Raw genomic sequence first — 16,017 nt, forward strand, 5'->3', positions numbered from 1 at the left:
CATGCGCGCGCACTACGCCGACATCTGGCAGGCGGTCGCGCGGGCCCTGCCCGAGCGCACCGCGATCCTCACGATCGACGGCGAGGAGTGGACGTACGCGCGGTTCGCCCGCGAGTCGGGCGCGCTCGCCGCGACCCTGGCCGCACAAGGTGTCAAGACCGGCGATCGCGTCGCGATGCTGCTCTACAACCGCCCCGAGTTCCTCATCACGCAGTTCGCGTGCCTCGCGGCCGGGTTCACACCCGTTCCGCTGAACTTCCGGCTGCGGGCGGGAGAGGTCGCGGCGCTGCTCGACGACTCGGGCGCCGCAGCGCTCGTCTACCCGACCTCGCTCACGACGGTGGCGGTCGACGCGGAGAAGCAGGCGGATCACGACGTGCTCCTCATCTCCGTGACCGACGACGACACCGCCGAGGCGCCGGGCATCGCGTGGAAGGACGCCGTCGCGGGCGACGCACCGCTGCCCGCCGCCGCGATCGACGGCACCGAGCTGTGGATCTACACGGGCGGCACCACCGGGCGACCGAAGGCCGTGCGCTGGGACGAACAGGACATGTTCGAGGTCCAGATGTTCGCGACCTACTCGCTCAGCGGACTCGAATGGCCGCGCACGGCGAGCGACGCGGTCGCGATCGCGAGCGACCCCGCGACGCCCCACATGGTGAACCTCCCGCTTGCGCCGTTCATGCACGGCACGGCTCTCACGACCTCGATGAACACGCTGACGCTCGGCGGCACCGTGCTCGTGACGTCGTCGGCGCGCCTGGACGCCGAGGCCGCGCTGCGGTTCGCGAACGACGCCCGCGCGACGCGCATCATCGTCGCGGGCGACGCGGTCGCCGTCCCGCTCGTCGAGGCGGCCGAGCGCCTGGGGCTCGGGCTTCCGACGGTGGACTCGATCATGAGCTCGGGCATGCGCTTCAGCCCCGAGACCAAGCGCGGCCTGCACAGGCTCGGGAACCTCTCGATCTACGACCTGCTCGCCTCGACCGAGGGCGGCGGCTTCGCCGTCACGACCACGACCGGCGAGCACGACCTGCCCGGCCGGCCGAAGCTGTTCCCGACCGCGGTCGTGCTCGACGAGCAGCGCAACGAGATCCAGGATCGCCCCGGCGCGCTCGGGGTGCTCGCCCAGCGCGGCGCGCTCCCCCTCGGCTACTACGGCGACCAGGAGAAGACGGATGCCACATTCCCGGTCATCGACGGAGTGCGCCATGTCATCCCGGGCGACTGGGTGCGCGTCGAGGAGGACCGGCACATCGAGTTCCTCGGTCGTGGCAGCGGCGTGATCAACACGGGCGGCGAGAAGGTCTACCCCCTCGAGGTCGAGGAGGCGCTGCTGTCGCATCCGGCCGTCGCCGACGCCGTCGTGCTCGGCACCCCCGACCCGCGCTTCGGCGAGGTCGTGACGGCGGTCGTCGAGCGGGCGGCGGATGTGTCGCCCGACGAGCTCATCCGCCACGTCGACGGCATGCTCGCCGGATACAAGAAGCCGCGGCGCATCGTGTTCCGCGCGACGATGGACCGCTCGCCGACGGGGAAGGTCGACATCGGCAAGCTCCGCGACGAGATCCTCGCCGCGAACGCATCGGAAGGCACCGCATGAACCTCGACCGCATCCGCGCGATCGACACCCACGTCCACATCCAGGTCGACGACAGCGGGCACTTCGGCGCGTCGCAGGAGCAGCGCGAAGCGATGGATCGCTACTTCGGCAGCAGCGAGCCGCCGCGCACGATCGATGAGACCGCCGAGTACTACCGCGAGCGCGAGCTCATGGCGGTCGTGTTCACGGTCGACGCGACGACGAACTCGGGACACCGGCCGAACAGCATCGACGACATCGCCGCGGGCGCCGCGCGCAACGCCGACACGCTCATCGCGTTCGGCTCGGTCGACCCGCTCCAGGGCGAGGCCGCGATCGAGGAGCTGCGCCGCCAGGCGGGCGAGCTCGGTGTGAAGGGCTTCAAGTTCCACCCCACCGTGCAGGGCTTCGACCCGTCGGCGCCGGAGTTCATCCCGCTGTTCTCGGCCATCGAGGAACTCGACCTGCCGATCGTCGTGCACACGGGGCAGACCGGTGTCGGCGCGGGGGTGCCCGGCGGACTGGGGCTGCGACTCGGGCTGTCGAACCCGATGCTGCTCGACGACGTGGCGGCGCGGCATCCGGGTCTTCGCATCATCCTCGCCCACCCGAGCGTCCCCTGGCAGGACGAGGCGATCTCGATCGCGACCCACAAGGCGAACGTCTGGATCGATCTGTCGGGGTGGTCGCCCAAGTACTTCAGCCCGGCGCTCGTGCGCGCGACGCGCACATACCTGAAGCACAAGATGCTGTTCGGGTCGGACTTCCCCGCGATCACGCCCGACCGGTGGCTGCGCGACTTCGCGGGGCTCGAACTGCCCGAAGACGTCCAGCGCCTCGTGCTCAAGGAGAACGCCGTGAAGCTGCTCGGACTCGATGCGGGGAGTGCGGCGTGACGGAGCTCGACTATCCGGGAGACGTGCTCGGCTTCGCAGACGACCTCACGGATGCCGAGCGCGCCAAGCTCGCCGCGTTGCGCGCGTACCTCGACGAGAACGTGCGGCCCGTGCTCGTGGAACGGTGGGAGCGCGGCGAGTCGCTCGCCGACTTCCGCAAGCCGATCGCCGACCTGCACCTGCTCGACGACCCGTCGGTGCGGCAGGCCGACGGATCGCTGCGAGCCCTCTACCGCGGGTTCGTCACGCTCGAGCTGTGCCGCCTCGACCTCGCGATGTCGATCACATACGGCGGGCAGGTCGGCATGTTCCGCACGCTCGTGCACGCGGGTGGCAGCCCCGAGCAGATCGCGGCGTGGGACCCCGGCATCCTCGATTTCACCTTCACCGGATGCTTCGCCCTCAACGAGCCCGATCACGGATCCGACATCGCCGGCGGCATGGCGACCACCGCGCGGCGCGACGGCGACCGCTGGGTCCTCAACGGCGCGAAGCGCTGGATCGGCAACGCCACGATCTCGGACAACCTGTGCGTCATCGCGCGCGAGGAAGGCGGCGACCGCGTGCTCGCGTTCGTCGTGCCGGCGGACTCCCCCGGCGTGACGCGCACCGTCATCCCCCACAAGGCGGCGGCGCGCATGGTCCACAACGCCGACATCGTGCTCGAAGACGTCGTCGTGCCCGAGGAGCGGCGCCTGCCGCGCATCGAGGGGTTCGCCGACATCAACCGCGCCTTCCGCAGACTGCGCGCCGACATCGCGTGGAGCTCGGCGGGCATGCAGCTGGGCGCATACAAGGCGGCGATCGACTACGCGCAGCGGCGCGTGCAGTTCGGACGGCCGATCGCCGGGTTCCAGCTCATCCAGCAGAAGCTCGTGCAGATGGCGGCGAACATCGCGCAGACGCTCGCCCTCGCGGTGCGCACGGCGGAGCATCCGATCGCCGACGACGTCTCGCCGAGCCTCGTAAAGCTCATCGCGGCCGACCGGCTGCGCGAGACCGTCGCGCTCGCGCGCGAGACGATGGGCGGAAACGGCATCCTGCTCGACAATGACGCGGTGCGCTTCTTCGCGGATGCCGAGGCGATGTACACCTTCGAGGGCACGCGCGAGGTCAACACGCTCATCGTCGGTCGCGCGCTGACGGGCCGGAGCGCCTTCACGCGCTGACGCCCCGACGCTGAGCCTGCCGGACGCGTCAGTCCCCGTCGCGCTCGGCGACGATGCGCTCGAACCACGCGAGCGTCGCGCGGGTCATGTCGTCGGCGACCCCGAGTCTCTCGAGCTCCTCGAGCGCGTCGCGCACCTCGATCTCGCGCCGCACCGCGTGCCGGTGCGTGCCGTCGATGAGACGCTCCACGAGGTCGCGTCCGCCCGGACCCAGCTCGTGCGCGAGCTGCTCGCGCATCCACTCCTCGGCACCCGCCGCCCGGGCGGCCTCGACGCTCTCGAGGATGAGCGTCGCCAGTCCCTTCATGAAGACCGTGCGCAGGAGCTTGAGCCGCGCCGCCTCCCCCGCCTCGCCCGCGACGACCTCGACGGGCACACCGAGGGGAGTCACGTGCGACGCGAAGCGCTGCGCGCCGTCGCCGCTCGCGACGAGCCTCGTGCGATGGCCGGCGCGCGGCACGGGCGCGAGCACCGCGACATCCGCCATCGGCACCCGCCGCTCGCCCGCGATCGCCGCGATGCGCCGCTTCACGTCGGGGGAAGCCGTGTTGAGGTCGGCGAACACGGTCTCGGCGCTGGCCGCCGCGAGCGCGTCGCGCGCGGCCTCCTCGGCGGCGGGCGCGCCCACGAGGCTCAGCACGACATCGGCGCCGTCGACGGCCTCGATCACGGATGCCGCCTGCGGAACCCCCGCGTCCGAGAGGTCGATCGACGGGTCGTAGCCGCGGATCACGGCGCCGGCGTCGCGCAGCCCCGTCGCATAGAGTCGTCCGGCCTCGCCGAGGCCCAGGATCGCGATCGTCGTCATGCCGAAGCTCACCCTAGCCGCCGCGCGAGGCTCCGGATGCGTCGAGGCCGTGCTCGAGCATGTACTCGAGCGAGCGCGGCGACGTGCTGACGAGGGGACGGATGCGGCCCGCCGTCGGGCCCCCGTCGGGGAGGTACGCCCGCTCGAGATCGCGCGTGATGCCCGCCGCCGCGGTCGTGAGCAGCTCCACGATCGGCTGGATCGCCGTGTCGTCGTTCGCGACCACGACGCCCATCGCGGCGTACACGACGTCGTGGGGTCCCATCACCGGAACCGCGATGCCGCGCGACTCCTCGTAGATGTGTCCCGAGGTGACGGCAAAGCCGTCGGCGCGCACGTGGCGCAGCTTCTCGCGCAGCTCCTTGCCGTCGCGGATCGTGTGCGCCGTGTGCCGCGGCCACCCGGCGGCGATGACCTCGTCCACGAGCGCGGGGTCCGCGTGCGCGAGCAGCACGAGCCCGCTGCTGGAGACGGGCAGCGGGATGCGTCCGCCGATGAGCGTCGCGTTCACGACGGCGTCGCGCGTCGACATCCGCTCGATGAACAGCACGTCTCGCCCGCTCAGGACGCCCAGCTGCGTGTGCTGACGAACGCGCGAGTGCACCGCGCCCAGCCACGGGCGGGCGAGCTCGCGCAGTCCGAGAGCGCCCGGCGTGCGGGACGCGTACTCCCACAGCCGCACACCGAGGCGATACGTGCGGTCGGGCGACCGCTCCAGCAGACCCTCGCGCTCGAGCTCGCGCACGAGGCGGTGCGCGGTCGAGATCGCGAGGCCCGCGGCATCCGCGATCTCGGTCAGGGTGCGGAACGGATGCAGCGCGTCGAACGCGTCGAGCACGCGCAAGTGCTTGTGCAGCACCGACTCGCCCGCCGATCCCCGCGCCATCGCGACCTCCCGGCGCGATCGTACCCCGGGTTCCGATGAACGGAACCCGGGGCGACCGATGTGCGGGACCCAGGCGACCGGTGTGCGGCACGCAGGCGGCCGGTGTGCGGGACGCCCCGTTCACCGGATCAGGACATCTGGCGAAGGCAGGACTATCGCGGCGATCGCCTCCTGTCCTCGCCAGATGTCCTGATCCGGGAGAGAGAGACGGGCTGAGGCAGGAGAACGGGCGGGCAAGAGAACGGGGCGGGGCAAGAGAACGGGGCGGGGAGCCGACCGAAGCCGACTCCCCGCCGCATCCGTGTCGACTCAGCTCGCGTCGGCGAGCGCCTGGATCGCCTTCACGACGTTCGCGTCGCTCGGCAGACCGGACTTGCGGATCGCGTTGTCGAGCTGCGCCTTCACGGCGTTGGACGATGCCTTGCCCGCGAGCTTCTCGGCCTGCGCGACGTGCTTGAGCACCTCGCTCAGCGCCTTGCCCGTGAGGTCGCCGTCACGCTCGGCGATGTCGATGTGCCGGCGCACGACCTCGTAGCTCGGGCCGGGAAGCACGTCGAACAGCGTCACCGCGATGGCGCGGTTCTCGGCCTGGCGCTGCGCCTGGTTCGGGTTCGTGCTCTGCTGCACTCCGAACAGGTGCCAATTGGCCGGATCCATCGCCCACGACACCTGGTTGAGCTGCGTGTACGGCGCGTCACGCGTGCCGAACAGCTGCCCCTCACCACCGGCGAACGCACCGCTCTTGCCCAGGCCCGTGGTCAGACCCTGCGCGGTCGAGATCGGCGTGCCCTTGGTCCACTGCGAGACCCAGTACAGGTACTCCGTGAGGTCGTCCCAGCCCGAGTCCGGGATGGTGACCTCGAAAGCGCCCTGCGTGCCCGTGACCGTGAACCAGTCGAGCCGAAGGCCCGCCCAGTTCGCCGCACGGTTGGAGTCCTGCTGGCGCAGGAACACGTCGAGCGCGGCCTTGGCCTCGGCCGGCGTCGTGACCGTCGAGACGTCGACGAGCGTGGGCCGGTACGAATTGTTCTCGTTGAGCGTCAGCTCGAGCGAGGTCTCCATCATGTCGAGCAGCGTGCGCTTGACCGACTCCGGCGTGAGCCCGAGCTCGTACGTGTAGTCGTCGCCCTTCTGCGCGAGGACCGCGGCGCTCAGGTACTGCCACTCGGCGAGCGCGGTCGGGTTGTTGCGGCCGCTCGTGATGCCCGTCTCGTTCGCGTAGACGCCGTCGCGGATCTTCTGGCGCGTCTCGTTGTACATCCACTCCGCCAGGTGATCGGCGCGGAACGAGTCGATGATCGGGGCGCTCGAGAACGTCGCGAACACGTCGTCGCCGACCGCCGGGTCGTCCGAGTACGCGCCGCCGCTCTGGGTGAGCCCGAGCGCGCCGATCTCGGCGAGCGACTCGAAGTAGTCCGAGCTGTTGCCGCTGGCGGCCACCGCGGTGGTGAGGCCGCCGCCGCCGCTCATGCCGTGGATGATCACGCGCTCCGGGTCACCGGGCAGGCCGCCGTAGACCTGGTTGTACTTCAGGAACCGGATCGCGGCCTTCGTGTCGGTCATCGTCGCCGGGGAGTGACCCTGATACTCGCCGTTCACGGGGGCGTCGTTCATGCTCCGCGCGCCGTACGACACGAGGATCATGCCGCGGTCGAGGATCTCGCCGAGCACGGCGGGGTTGTTGTTGCCGCCGCCCATCACGGTGTTGAACGCGAGGTTGCCCGTGTTGTACGAGCCGCCGTCCACGATCGTCGCGACGAAGTTGTTCGACGTCCAGCCGCCGTTGTTCGTGCGGAAGAACGTGGGGCTGTCCTCGCGCACGTTCTCGGGAACGTAGATGCTGATCTTCTGCTTCGGGCTGTTCGGCGTCGCCGAGTACCAGCCCCAGTAGTGCGTCACGCCGAACGGCTGCCCGTCGAGCGTGACCGTGATCTCGCGCTTGCCCGTGTCGGACGACGAGGTGACGTTCCCGTTCGCCGATTCGACGAACGTGCCGCCCTCATAGGTCGTGACGTCCCACCACCCGGTGGCCGGCTGCACGTCGGCGGGGTCCGAGGGTCCCGCCTCGGCGAGGATGCCGTCCATCCACTCATACGCCTCGGCGGTGCTCACGTTCTCCGAGTGAGGCAGGTTCATCACGAGCGTGAAGTTGAAGTCGTCGATCTTGCCCGCTGCCTTGAGCCTCTCGAGGTTCGCGTACAGGATCGCCTCGGGCGCGAGGGTGACGCCGTCGTCGGGCACCCCGTTGCGCACGTACCAGTAGTCCGCGGGTTCGGCCCCCGTGGTGTCGGTGCCCCGCGCCACGTCGGCGAGGTACACGTTCGGAGTCGCCATCTTGCCCTGCTGCTGCAGCTCCGCGAACGTGTCGGACGCGGTGTACTCGTACCACGCGTCCAGCACGTGCGGCTTGAGGAACACGTTCTCCTCGGGTTCCGTCGCAGCGTTCGCGGTCGTTGCCGTCGAGGCGACCAGTGCCGCCGTCGCGACGGCCGCGGCCACATATCTCATCTTTCGCATGGATGCTCCTCATCGAGTCATGTCGACGACCTGGGGGTGGTCGCGATCCATGCCGCCAGAACGTAGAGGGATCGGTCGATGCGTGCGCGCAGTGATCCTATCGATCGAGAGAGGCCCGGGGTGCGGCTCCCACACCCCGGGCCCTCGGCGACGGACCTCAGGCCGTCGCGTGCTCGTTCGCGCGGTACACGGTCCGGGCGAACTCGTGGTACGGCGCGGGCGCCACGGTCGCGCGTATCCGGACCTGCCGGTGGTTCGCGTCGACCGCCGCTTTGTGCGAGATCGGGTCCTCGCCCCACACGACCTCGACCTCGGCGCCGTCGGGGATGTCGACGTCGAGCGTCGCGAGCGACATGTACAACTGGTCGTACGCGACGTACCCGGCATCCGTCGAGATGCCCACCCGCTCGCCGTCCTTCACGACCTCGTCCATCTGGTAGAAGCCGTAGCGCGCCTTCGGGAAGTCGAGGAACTTCGCAGGCGTCCCCGGCTCGAGCTGGGATCGGACGACGGATGCCACGTCCTCCGCGTTCCACAGCAGCGTGACCTTGCGGCGGCGCTGGTTCTCGGCGTGCTTCTCGAGCGCATCGCGACCGTGGAAGTCGTGGTCGAAGCGCACCGACTTGCCCAGGCCCAGGTCGTACGGCGTCATGTAGTAGTCGTGGATGTCGGTCGAGTACAGGGATCCGCCGATCGATCCGGCGCGCGCGGCCGGCAGCCACTCGCGGTACTCGGCGAAGTCCTCGTCGAAGATCGCGGGGAAGGGCGTCGGAACCCAGCCCGCCTCGAGCGGGGTGGCCGAGTACGCCTTCGCGCCGACGCGGCGGATGCCGTGCTCGGCGCCGGCCTCCATGATCGCCTCGAGCACGACCTCGTTGTCCTCCCACGGGCCGTAGAACTCGAACCCGGGCTGACCCGCCATGCCGTGACGGAGTGCCTTGACGGGGCGGCCCGCGATCTCGACGTCGCCGATGTGGAAGAACTTGATGTCGGGCGGCGGACCGCCGAAGACCTTCTGCATGACATCGTTCGCGCGCGGGCCCTGCAGCTCGTAGCGATAGAACGTGGGCGGGCCCTGGCGCATGTGCGAGTTCGCCTCGAGGCGATGGTGCACGTCCTTGCCCGCGGCCTCCGCCTTCTCGGCGTTGAACCGCACCCAGTCGATGAGCAGGTGGTGCCCGATGAGCACGAGGCCCTCGGGACCGTCGGAGTTGTAGAACAGGATCCCGTCGCCGATGAGGTACCCGTCCTTGTTGACCGAGATGAGCTGCTTGGCGACGCCCGGACGGAACGTCGCGAACGTGTTCGGCGAGATGCTCGCGAGCATCGGGATGAGGTCCGCGCCGTGCAGGAACAGCTGCGTCATGTGGTGGGACTGGTCCATGAGTGCGACCGTCGTGTTCCACGCGCGCTGCTCGTCGCGCCAGTTCGTGAACTCGGGCGCGACCGGGAACGTGAACGCGGGCCAGTCCTGGTTCCGCAGCAGCTCCACGGGGTTGCCGACGCGGGCGATCGCCTGAGCGAGTGACTCGGTAGTCATCGTCGACCTTCCTTTCGATGTCGCCAGCAGGTTAGGCACGCAAGACTCGGATCGCATCGACGATTTCCGTTGAACAGAATCGGGTGCCGCATCCGTCACCGTCCGCGCAACGATCGTCCTCGATCACGATTGAGTGACAGTCGCCCGAAGTCGATCCAAAATCGTTGACAATCTTGGGCGGGGAACGTACTTTTCGAGATGTCGCGGGGAGCACATCGACGTGCCATGACACCCTGGGTGTCTCGATTCCTCGCATCGGCACAACGGAGCGACGAGTAGGAAGGCAGGCGATGGCCGCACGTCTGACCCTGCGCGACGTCAATCTGCACTTCGGCGGAGTCAAAGTGCTGGAAGACGTCGGCTTCGAGGTCGAGCCCGGGCAGGTGTTCGGGCTCGTCGGCCCCAACGGCGCCGGCAAGACCTCGCTTTTCAACTGCATCAGCGGGCATTACCGGCCGAGCTCGGGCTCGATCAAGATCGACGACACCGAGGTTCTCGGCTCGCGGCCCGCGACACTCGCCCGACACGGCCTGGCCCGCACGTTCCAGCACCCCGCGCTCCAGCTCCGCGAGACCGTGCTCGAGAACGTCATGCTCGGCGCGCACACGCGACTGCCGGGCGGTCCCGTCGAGTGGTCGCTCCGACTGCCGCGCACGACCCGCAGCGAGAAGGAGCTCCGCGCGGAGGCCATGGAGCTTCTCGAGCGCCACGGGCTCGCGTGGGCCGCGAACCTCCACGCCGACGAGCTGTCGCACGGCCTGCACAAGGGCATCGAGCTGTGCCGCGCGCTGCTCATGCGCCCGAAGCTCCTCCTGCTCGACGAGCCGGCCGCGGGCCTCCCGCACTCCGAAGTCGAGCAGCTCATCGAGACGGTCAAGCGCCTGCGCGCCGAAGACGACGTGACGATCGTCATCGTCGAGCACCACATGGGCCTCATCGCCGCCCTCACCGACCGCGTCGTCGTGCTCGACCACGGTCGCAAGCTCATGGAGGGCACGGCATCCGAGGCGCAGTCCGACCCGCGCGTGATCGAGGCCTACATCGGGAAGGACGCGGCCGATGACGCTGCTTGAGCTCAAGGGGGTCACCGCGTCGTACGGCCCCGTGCAGGTGCTCGAGGGCATCTCGCTGACGGTGCCCGACGGCGGCGCGGTCGGGATCCTCGGCGCGAACGGCGCCGGCAAGACGACCACGCTGCGCGCGATCAGCGGCATGGTGCGCACGGGCGGCACGATCACGTTCGAGGGGCGCAGCATCCGCGGGTACTCCCCCGAGCGCGTCGCAGCACTCGGCATCGCGCACGTCCCCGAGGGGCGCGGAACGCTGGGCGGCCTGACCGTGCGCGAGAACCTCCGCGTGGGCGCATACCTGCGCAAGGACCGCAAGCAGGTCGCGGCTGACATGGACTACTGCCTCGAGATCTTCCCGCAGTTGAAGAACCGCATCCGCTCCGCGGGCGCGGCCCTGTCGGGCGGCGAGCAGCAGATGCTCGCGATCGCGCGGGCGTTCATGGCGAAGCCGCGGCTGCTCCTCCTCGACGAGGCGTCGCTCGGACTGGCCCCCAGCACCGCGAAGACGGTGTACGACGCCATCCGTCGCCTCCGACTCGAATCGGGGATCGCGATGCTCATCGTCGAGCAGAACGCGAACCTGGCCTTCACCCTCGTCGACTCTGCGACCGTCCTCGAGACCGGTCGCAACGCGCTGACGGGGACCACCGCCGAGCTCAAGGGCATGGACGAGATCCGTCGTGCCTACCTGGGAGGCTGACGTTGGGGACCTTCATCCAGCTCGTCGTCGACGGTCTGTCGACCGGCTCGATCTACGCGGCTCTCGCACTCGCGATCGTGCTCGTCAACCAGTCGACGGGACTCATCAACTTCGCGCAGGGCGGCCTGGCCGTGCTGTCGGCGTACATCGCGTACGTGTTCGTGCAGTGGAACGTGCCCCTGCTCTTGGCGATCCTCATCTCGGTCGGGATCTCGTTCGTGATCGGCGGCATCATCGAGCGACTGCTCATCCGCCGCTTCGAAGGCGGAGACCCCGACACCGCGGTCGTCGTGACAATCGGCCTGCTGACGCTCGTGACCGGCATCTGCGCGTTCATCTGGGGCTACAACAACCGGCAGTTCCCGTCGCTGTTCCCGCTCGGGGGCATCAACATCCTCGGGGCGACCGTGAGCCTGCGCTCGCTCGGCACGTTCCTGTCGATCGTCGTGATCATGCTGCTTCTGCAGGCACTGTTCCTCGGCACCAAGCTCGGCCTCGCTCTGCGGGCGGTCTCGATCAACCCGCGGTCGTCGGCGCTGTCCGGCCTCCCGGTCGGTCGCCTCCTGATGGTCGGATGGGGCCTGGCGGCCGCGCTCGGCGCCGTCGCCGGCTCGCTCGTCGCGCCGCAGCTGACACTCACCCCCGGAATGATGGACACCGCGCTCGTGTACGCGCTCGCCGCGGTCATCATCGGCGGCCTGAACAGCCCGATCGGCGTCGTCGTGGCGGCGTGGGCGATCGGCGTCCTCGAGAACCTCGCCGCGGTCTACGTGCCGTTCATCGGCTACGACCTGAAGATCGCGGTGCCCTTCATCCTCATCTTCGTGATCTTGATCCTGCGACCGCAGGGTCTGTTCGGACGGAAAGTCGTGGTGCGAGTCTGATGGCCGCTGTGTCCGACCTCCTGCGCAACCGCTGGGTTCGCCTCGGCATCCTGCTCGTCGTGGCGGTGCTCCTGCTGATCGCGCCGCTCGTGCTTCCGGTGTTCTGGAACCAGACGCTCACGCGCGTCGGCGTCTACGCCGTCGCCGTGCTGGGCCTGAACATCATCATGGGCTACACCGGCCAGGTGTCGCTGGGCCAGATCTTCTTCGTCGGCCTGGGCGCATATGTCACGGCATGGGGTGTCAACAACGGCTGGAACATCGCGCTCGTCTTCATCGCCGCCTTCGTGGTGGCGGGCATCGCCGGCCTTCTGGTGGCGCTCGCCGCCGCACGACTCGGCGGACTCGCCATCGCGATGGTCACGATCGCGCTGCCGATCGTGGGCGTGCCCCTCGCGAAGCGCCTCGTCGATTTCACGGGCGGCTCGCAGGGCACATCCGCCCGCTTCTCCGGCGCACCCGACTGGACGGGCCTGGACAACGACCAGTGGCAGTTCTACATCGTCATGGTCATCGCGGTCATCGCATTCGTGCTCGCGCGCAACCTCGTGCGCGGCAAGTTCGGCCGCGCGATGGCGATCGTGAAGGAGAACGAGGCCGTCGCGACCTCGATGGGCATCTCGCCGTATCGCTACAAGGTCCTCGCGTTCACGATCGCGTCGATCTTCGGCGGCGTCGCCGGCTTCCTCTACATGGTCGCGGTGCAGTACACCTCGCCCGAGACGCTCCACTTCGGGCACTCGATCAGCCTCGTCGCCGCCATGGTCATCGGCGGCGCCGCGAGCATCGTCGGCTCGCTGCTCGGCGGCTTCTACTACGTGCTCGTTCCGCAGATGACGAACGCCATCGACCCGAACCTCACCGCGATCATCCAGGGCATCATCCTGCTCGCGGTGCTGTTCGTGCTGCCCGGTGGCCTGGTGAGCCTGCCCCGCACGTTCCGCCGTCTCCGACGGCACCGCGAGGGCACGTTCACCGGTGCGATCCCCAAGACCACTCCGCCGTCCGCTCCTTCCGAAGCGGCGACGGAGGGACCCGAGAAGACAGAGAGGCAAGGTCAGGCATGAACATGCGCAAGACTCAGAAGGGCGTCGTCGGCATCGTCGCGATGGCGTCGGTCGTCGCGCTGGCCCTCACCGGCTGCGCACGCGGCGGCGACGGCGGCGGCGGTGACGGTGACGGGGGCGGCGAAGCGGCCGCCAGCCCCGGCATCACCGACACGTCGCTGACGTTCGGCATCACGAGCCCCCTCACGGGCCCGACCGCCGGCCCCGGCAACTGCACCGTCGACGGCGCGCTCGCCTATTTCGGCGTCAAGAACGCCGACGGCGGCATCGAGTTCGGCGACGGCAAGACGCGCACGATCGAGATCAAGTCGTACGACGACACGTACGACCCGCAGAAGGCTCTCGCGAACTTCCAGCAGATGGTCGCCGACGACGTCTTCGCGGCCGGCATCGGCCTCGGCACGCCGACCAACCGCGCGTGGCGCGAGGCGGCGATCGACGAGGAGTTCCCGCAGGTGCTCGTGATGTCGGGCGACCCGATCTTCAGCGACCGCGAGGAGAGCCCGTGGCAGCTCGGCTTCGTGCCGATCTACCAGCAGGAGGGCGAGGCGTTCGGCAAGCTGCTCGCGTCGTCGTCCGACGAGCACAAGGTCGCGATCCTCTACCAGAACGACGACTACGGCGAGGGCTACGTCGAGGGCTTCAAGTCGGCCATCGAGGGCGCCGACAACATCGAGGTCGTCGAGGAGCTGACCTACGAGGCGACCGACACGAGCGTCGACGCGCAGATCACCGAGCTCGCCGCGAGCGGCGCCGACGTGTTCTTCAACGCGATGTCGATCACGCCGCTCGTGATCTCGGCCCTGCAGAAGGCGCAGCAGATCGGCTGGCTGCCCAGCTGGTTCCTGCCGTCGAACACCTCGAGCCCGTCGGCGATCCTCGAGCCCGGTGGCGGCTCGGCGTTCCCGGGCATCTACACCGTCGCCTTCTCGGGCGCCGCGGCGAGCCCGGCGTTCCAGGAGAGCGAAGAGGGCCAGGCCTTCATGGAGGCGCTCGGCGAGTACACGAACCAGGACGGCGTCCCGGCGTTCCCGCACTGCGTGTGGAGCTGGATCGCGGCCTCGGTGCTCGAGCAGGCCTTCATGAAGATGGAGGAGCCGACGCGTGAGGCGTTCATGGAGGCGCTCCTGAGCATCGACGGCTTCGACGCGCCGTTCATGCTCGAGGGCTCGACCATCAACACGACGGTCGACGGCCTGCCCGCCGTCGCCGACGTGCAGGTGCAGAAGTACAACGGCCGCGGCTACGAGACGGCGCAGAGCTTCGAATGATGCTCTGAGTCGAGTCGCGACTCAGGCGGGGCGGTCCTCCGGGGCCGCCCCGCTCTCGTGTTCGCGGGGCGCGCTTCGTGTCGCTGCGCTCGATCGGCGACCGCGCGCGTCAGTCGAGGCCGCGCAGCACCTCGACGATGCCCTCGAGGTGCACGCGGGTCGCGCGCTCCGCGGCATCCGGATCGCGCGCCAGGATCGCGTCGATGATCGCGATGTGCTCGGGAGCCGACTGCGTCGCGCGCCCCGGCAGGAATGCGAGCCGGAATTGGTGGCGGGCGGACTGGGCCCGCAGCCGCTCCAGGAGCTGAGTGGCCGTCTCGTGCCCGCTGTCCTCGCGGATGAGGCGGTCCATCTCCTGGTTGAGGCGCGCGTACTCGACGAGGTTGCCGCTCGCGACGGCATCCGTGATTCCCGCGCGGATCGTGCGCAGCGTCTCGGCCCCGTCGTCGGTGAGGTTCTCGGCCGCCTTGCGCGCGCACAGCACCTCGAGGCCCACACGCACCTCGACGATCTCGATCGCCTCCTTCACGCTGATCGCGCGTACGCGCGCGCCGCGATTCGGCAGGCGCTCGACCAGTCCCTCGCTCGTGAGGTTGAGCAGCGCGAGGCGCACCGACGCCCGGGAGGCGTCGTACCGCTCGCTGATGTCGGCTTCGATGAGGCGCTGGTTCGGTGCGAACTCACCGCCGAGGATCGCGTCGCGCAGCTGCTGCGTCAGGTCAGCGCGTGCCGGGCTCTCCCTCGACTCCACCGCCAGATCGGTCATCCGCCGTTCCTCTCTCGCTGCGTCCGCCCTGACGCCGGCCTCGACGCCTCAGGGCATCTCGACACGGCGGCGCCGTCGCCCCCGCGTCCTCGGTTTGCTGATTCGAGGGTAACGCGCACTCGGTATTGCATACGAGATTCGTGAGAATTTTGTAGCCGATCTTGCCACCCGCGTCCCGAAGGGGCACGCTGGAAGCGCCCGCGGGTTTGATTCGCGTGCATCGAATCTTTGACACACGGAGAGGTGGTCGTCGAGATGTCCGAAGTGGTGGAGACGTCCGCGAAGGTGCGGACGGGACTGTACATCGGCGGGGAGGAGCGTTTCACCGACGAGGTGCTCAAAGTCGCCGATCCGGGAAAACCCGGTGTGATCGTGGGCGAGGCGGCTTCGGCGTCGCCGCAGGACGTGGCGGATGCCGTCGCGGCGGCCAAGGCCGCGTACCCCGCGTGGGCGGCGTTGGGTGCCGAAGGGCGCGCGAAGGCGATGGCCGACGCGATCGCAGGCATCGCCGACGACCGCGACGAAGACGCTGCGATCCTGTCGCAGGAGAACGGCAAGATCCGCATGGAGGCGTGGATCGACGCGCTCGTGTTCGAGCTGCGGTGGAACCTCGCGCTCGCGCTCAAGGACGAGGTCGAGACCTCGAAGACGCTCCCGGTGGTTCCGGGCGCGATCCCGGTGTCGACCGAGGTGTCGTACCAGCCGCTCGGGGTCGTGACGATCATCGTGCCGTTCAACTGGCCGATCGCGATCCTCGCGGCATCGCTGCCGCACGCGCTCCTCGCGGGCAACACCGCGATCGTGAAGGTTCCGCCGACGACGCCGCTCGCGACCGCGCGCGTCGTGCAGCGCGTCGCC

The 16,017-nt window shown here is 69.4% G+C and carries 14 protein-coding genes; 9 read left to right on the forward strand and 5 right to left on the reverse strand.

The features are described 5' to 3' along the window. The first annotated feature begins 1 nt into the window (after nucleotide 1). The 3 genes from VNR19_RS00410 to VNR19_RS00420 are packed head-to-tail and all read left to right on the forward strand — an operon-like array spanning nucleotide 2 to nucleotide 3,650. The gene (locus tag VNR19_RS00410; RefSeq protein WP_325722797.1) at nucleotides 2–1,606 is read left to right on the forward strand and encodes an AMP-binding protein; all 1,605 of its coding nucleotides are present in this window, start codon (nucleotides 2–4) and stop codon (nucleotides 1,604–1,606) included. After that, nucleotides 1,603–2,481 carry an amidohydrolase family protein gene (locus VNR19_RS00415; protein ID WP_325722799.1) on the forward strand — a complete coding sequence of 293 codons (879 nt, stop codon included), beginning with the start codon at nucleotides 1,603–1,605 and terminating at the stop codon, nucleotides 2,479–2,481. The genes VNR19_RS00410 and VNR19_RS00415 overlap by 4 nt, the downstream gene beginning before the upstream one ends. Beyond that, nucleotides 2,478–3,650 (forward strand): acyl-CoA dehydrogenase family protein, encoded by a 1,173-nt coding sequence (locus tag VNR19_RS00420; protein ID WP_325722801.1) that lies wholly within the window; start codon nucleotides 2,478–2,480, stop codon nucleotides 3,648–3,650. The genes VNR19_RS00415 and VNR19_RS00420 overlap by 4 nt, the downstream gene beginning before the upstream one ends. 28 nt (nucleotides 3,651–3,678) lie before the next feature. On the opposite strand, the gene VNR19_RS00425 is transcribed toward VNR19_RS00420, so the two are convergent. The 4 genes from VNR19_RS00425 to VNR19_RS00440 all read right to left on the reverse strand — a co-directional run bounded on the left by VNR19_RS00425 (nucleotide 3,679) and on the right by VNR19_RS00440 (nucleotide 9,401). Continuing rightward, nucleotides 3,679–4,458, reverse strand: a complete 780-nt coding sequence (locus tag VNR19_RS00425; protein WP_325722803.1) for an NAD(P)-binding domain-containing protein — start codon at nucleotides 4,456–4,458, stop codon at nucleotides 3,679–3,681. Between the two features lie 13 nt (nucleotides 4,459–4,471). Next, nucleotides 4,472–5,344 (reverse strand): IclR family transcriptional regulator, encoded by an 873-nt coding sequence (locus VNR19_RS00430; RefSeq protein ID WP_325722805.1) that lies wholly within the window; start codon nucleotides 5,342–5,344, stop codon nucleotides 4,472–4,474. Between the two features lie 309 nt (nucleotides 5,345–5,653). Continuing rightward, complete coding sequence (locus VNR19_RS00435; RefSeq protein WP_325722807.1) at nucleotides 5,654–7,861, reverse strand: hypothetical protein; 2,208 nt, start codon at nucleotides 7,859–7,861, stop codon at nucleotides 5,654–5,656. A 157-nt stretch (nucleotides 7,862–8,018) separates the two neighbouring features. Continuing rightward, nucleotides 8,019–9,401: an aminomethyl transferase family protein gene (locus VNR19_RS00440; RefSeq protein ID WP_325722809.1), complete on the reverse strand. Its 1,383-nt coding sequence runs from the start codon at nucleotides 9,399–9,401 to the stop codon at nucleotides 8,019–8,021. A 290-nt stretch (nucleotides 9,402–9,691) separates the two neighbouring features. Here VNR19_RS00440 and VNR19_RS00445 point away from each other — a divergent pair, with 290 nt between their 5' ends. Genes VNR19_RS00445 through VNR19_RS00465 form a run of 5 tightly spaced genes read left to right on the forward strand, consistent with a single transcriptional unit; the run spans nucleotide 9,692 to nucleotide 14,393 of the window. Further along, nucleotides 9,692–10,474, forward strand: a complete 783-nt coding sequence (locus VNR19_RS00445) for an ABC transporter ATP-binding protein (protein WP_325722811.1) — start codon at nucleotides 9,692–9,694, stop codon at nucleotides 10,472–10,474. Continuing rightward, entirely contained in the window at nucleotides 10,461–11,171 is a 711-nt protein-coding gene (locus VNR19_RS00450; RefSeq protein ID WP_325722813.1) for an ABC transporter ATP-binding protein, read from the forward strand. The genes VNR19_RS00445 and VNR19_RS00450 overlap by 14 nt, the downstream gene beginning before the upstream one ends. 2 nt (nucleotides 11,172–11,173) lie before the next feature. Next, nucleotides 11,174–12,055, forward strand: a complete 882-nt coding sequence (locus VNR19_RS00455; RefSeq protein WP_325722815.1) for a branched-chain amino acid ABC transporter permease — start codon at nucleotides 11,174–11,176, stop codon at nucleotides 12,053–12,055. After that, on the forward strand, nucleotides 12,055–13,122 hold the full coding sequence (locus VNR19_RS00460; RefSeq protein ID WP_325722817.1) for a branched-chain amino acid ABC transporter permease: 1,068 nt from the start codon (nucleotides 12,055–12,057) through the stop codon (nucleotides 13,120–13,122). Before VNR19_RS00455 ends, VNR19_RS00460 begins: the two co-directional genes overlap by 1 nt. Nucleotides 13,123–13,124: 2 nt before the next feature. Beyond that, nucleotides 13,125–14,393 (forward strand): ABC transporter substrate-binding protein, encoded by a 1,269-nt coding sequence (locus VNR19_RS00465; protein ID WP_325722819.1) that lies wholly within the window; start codon nucleotides 13,125–13,127, stop codon nucleotides 14,391–14,393. 109 nt (nucleotides 14,394–14,502) lie between these two features. On the opposite strand, the gene VNR19_RS00470 is transcribed toward VNR19_RS00465, so the two are convergent. Next, nucleotides 14,503–15,159: a GntR family transcriptional regulator gene (locus VNR19_RS00470; RefSeq protein ID WP_325722821.1), complete on the reverse strand. Its 657-nt coding sequence runs from the start codon at nucleotides 15,157–15,159 to the stop codon at nucleotides 14,503–14,505. Nucleotides 15,160–15,414: 255 nt separating this feature from the next. On the opposite strand from VNR19_RS00470, the gene VNR19_RS00475 reads away from it, so the two are divergent. After that, on the forward strand, nucleotides 15,415–16,017 hold a 603-nt coding region (locus VNR19_RS00475), incomplete at its 3' end, for an aldehyde dehydrogenase family protein (RefSeq protein ID WP_325722823.1).

The sequence above is a fragment of the Microbacterium sp. genome (assembly GCF_035556355.1).
Classification (GTDB): domain Bacteria; phylum Actinomycetota; class Actinomycetes; order Actinomycetales; family Microbacteriaceae; genus Microbacterium.

What these genes read in the sequence shown, in the direction of transcription:
- VNR19_RS00410 (WP_325722797.1), top strand. Translation starts at nt 2, where the DNA reads ATGCGCGCGCACTACGCCGACATCTGGCAGGCGGTCGCGCGGGCCCTG.
- VNR19_RS00415 (WP_325722799.1), top strand. Translation starts at nt 1,603, where the DNA reads ATGAACCTCGACCGCATCCGCGCGATCGACACCCACGTCCACATCCAG.
- VNR19_RS00425 (WP_325722803.1), bottom strand. Translation starts at nt 4,458, where the DNA reads ATGACGACGATCGCGATCCTGGGCCTCGGCGAGGCCGGACGACTCTAT.
- VNR19_RS00430 (WP_325722805.1), bottom strand. Translation starts at nt 5,344, where the DNA reads ATGGCGCGGGGATCGGCGGGCGAGTCGGTGCTGCACAAGCACTTGCGC.
- VNR19_RS00435 (WP_325722807.1), bottom strand. Translation starts at nt 7,861, where the DNA reads ATGCGAAAGATGAGATATGTGGCCGCGGCCGTCGCGACGGCGGCACTG.
- VNR19_RS00440 (WP_325722809.1), bottom strand. Translation starts at nt 9,401, where the DNA reads ATGACTACCGAGTCACTCGCTCAGGCGATCGCCCGCGTCGGCAACCCC.
- VNR19_RS00445 (WP_325722811.1), top strand. Translation starts at nt 9,692, where the DNA reads ATGGCCGCACGTCTGACCCTGCGCGACGTCAATCTGCACTTCGGCGGA.
- VNR19_RS00450 (WP_325722813.1), top strand. Translation starts at nt 10,461, where the DNA reads ATGACGCTGCTTGAGCTCAAGGGGGTCACCGCGTCGTACGGCCCCGTG.
- VNR19_RS00460 (WP_325722817.1), top strand. Translation starts at nt 12,055, where the DNA reads ATGGCCGCTGTGTCCGACCTCCTGCGCAACCGCTGGGTTCGCCTCGGC.
- VNR19_RS00465 (WP_325722819.1), top strand. Translation starts at nt 13,125, where the DNA reads ATGCGCAAGACTCAGAAGGGCGTCGTCGGCATCGTCGCGATGGCGTCG.
- VNR19_RS00470 (WP_325722821.1), bottom strand. Translation starts at nt 15,159, where the DNA reads ATGACCGATCTGGCGGTGGAGTCGAGGGAGAGCCCGGCACGCGCTGAC.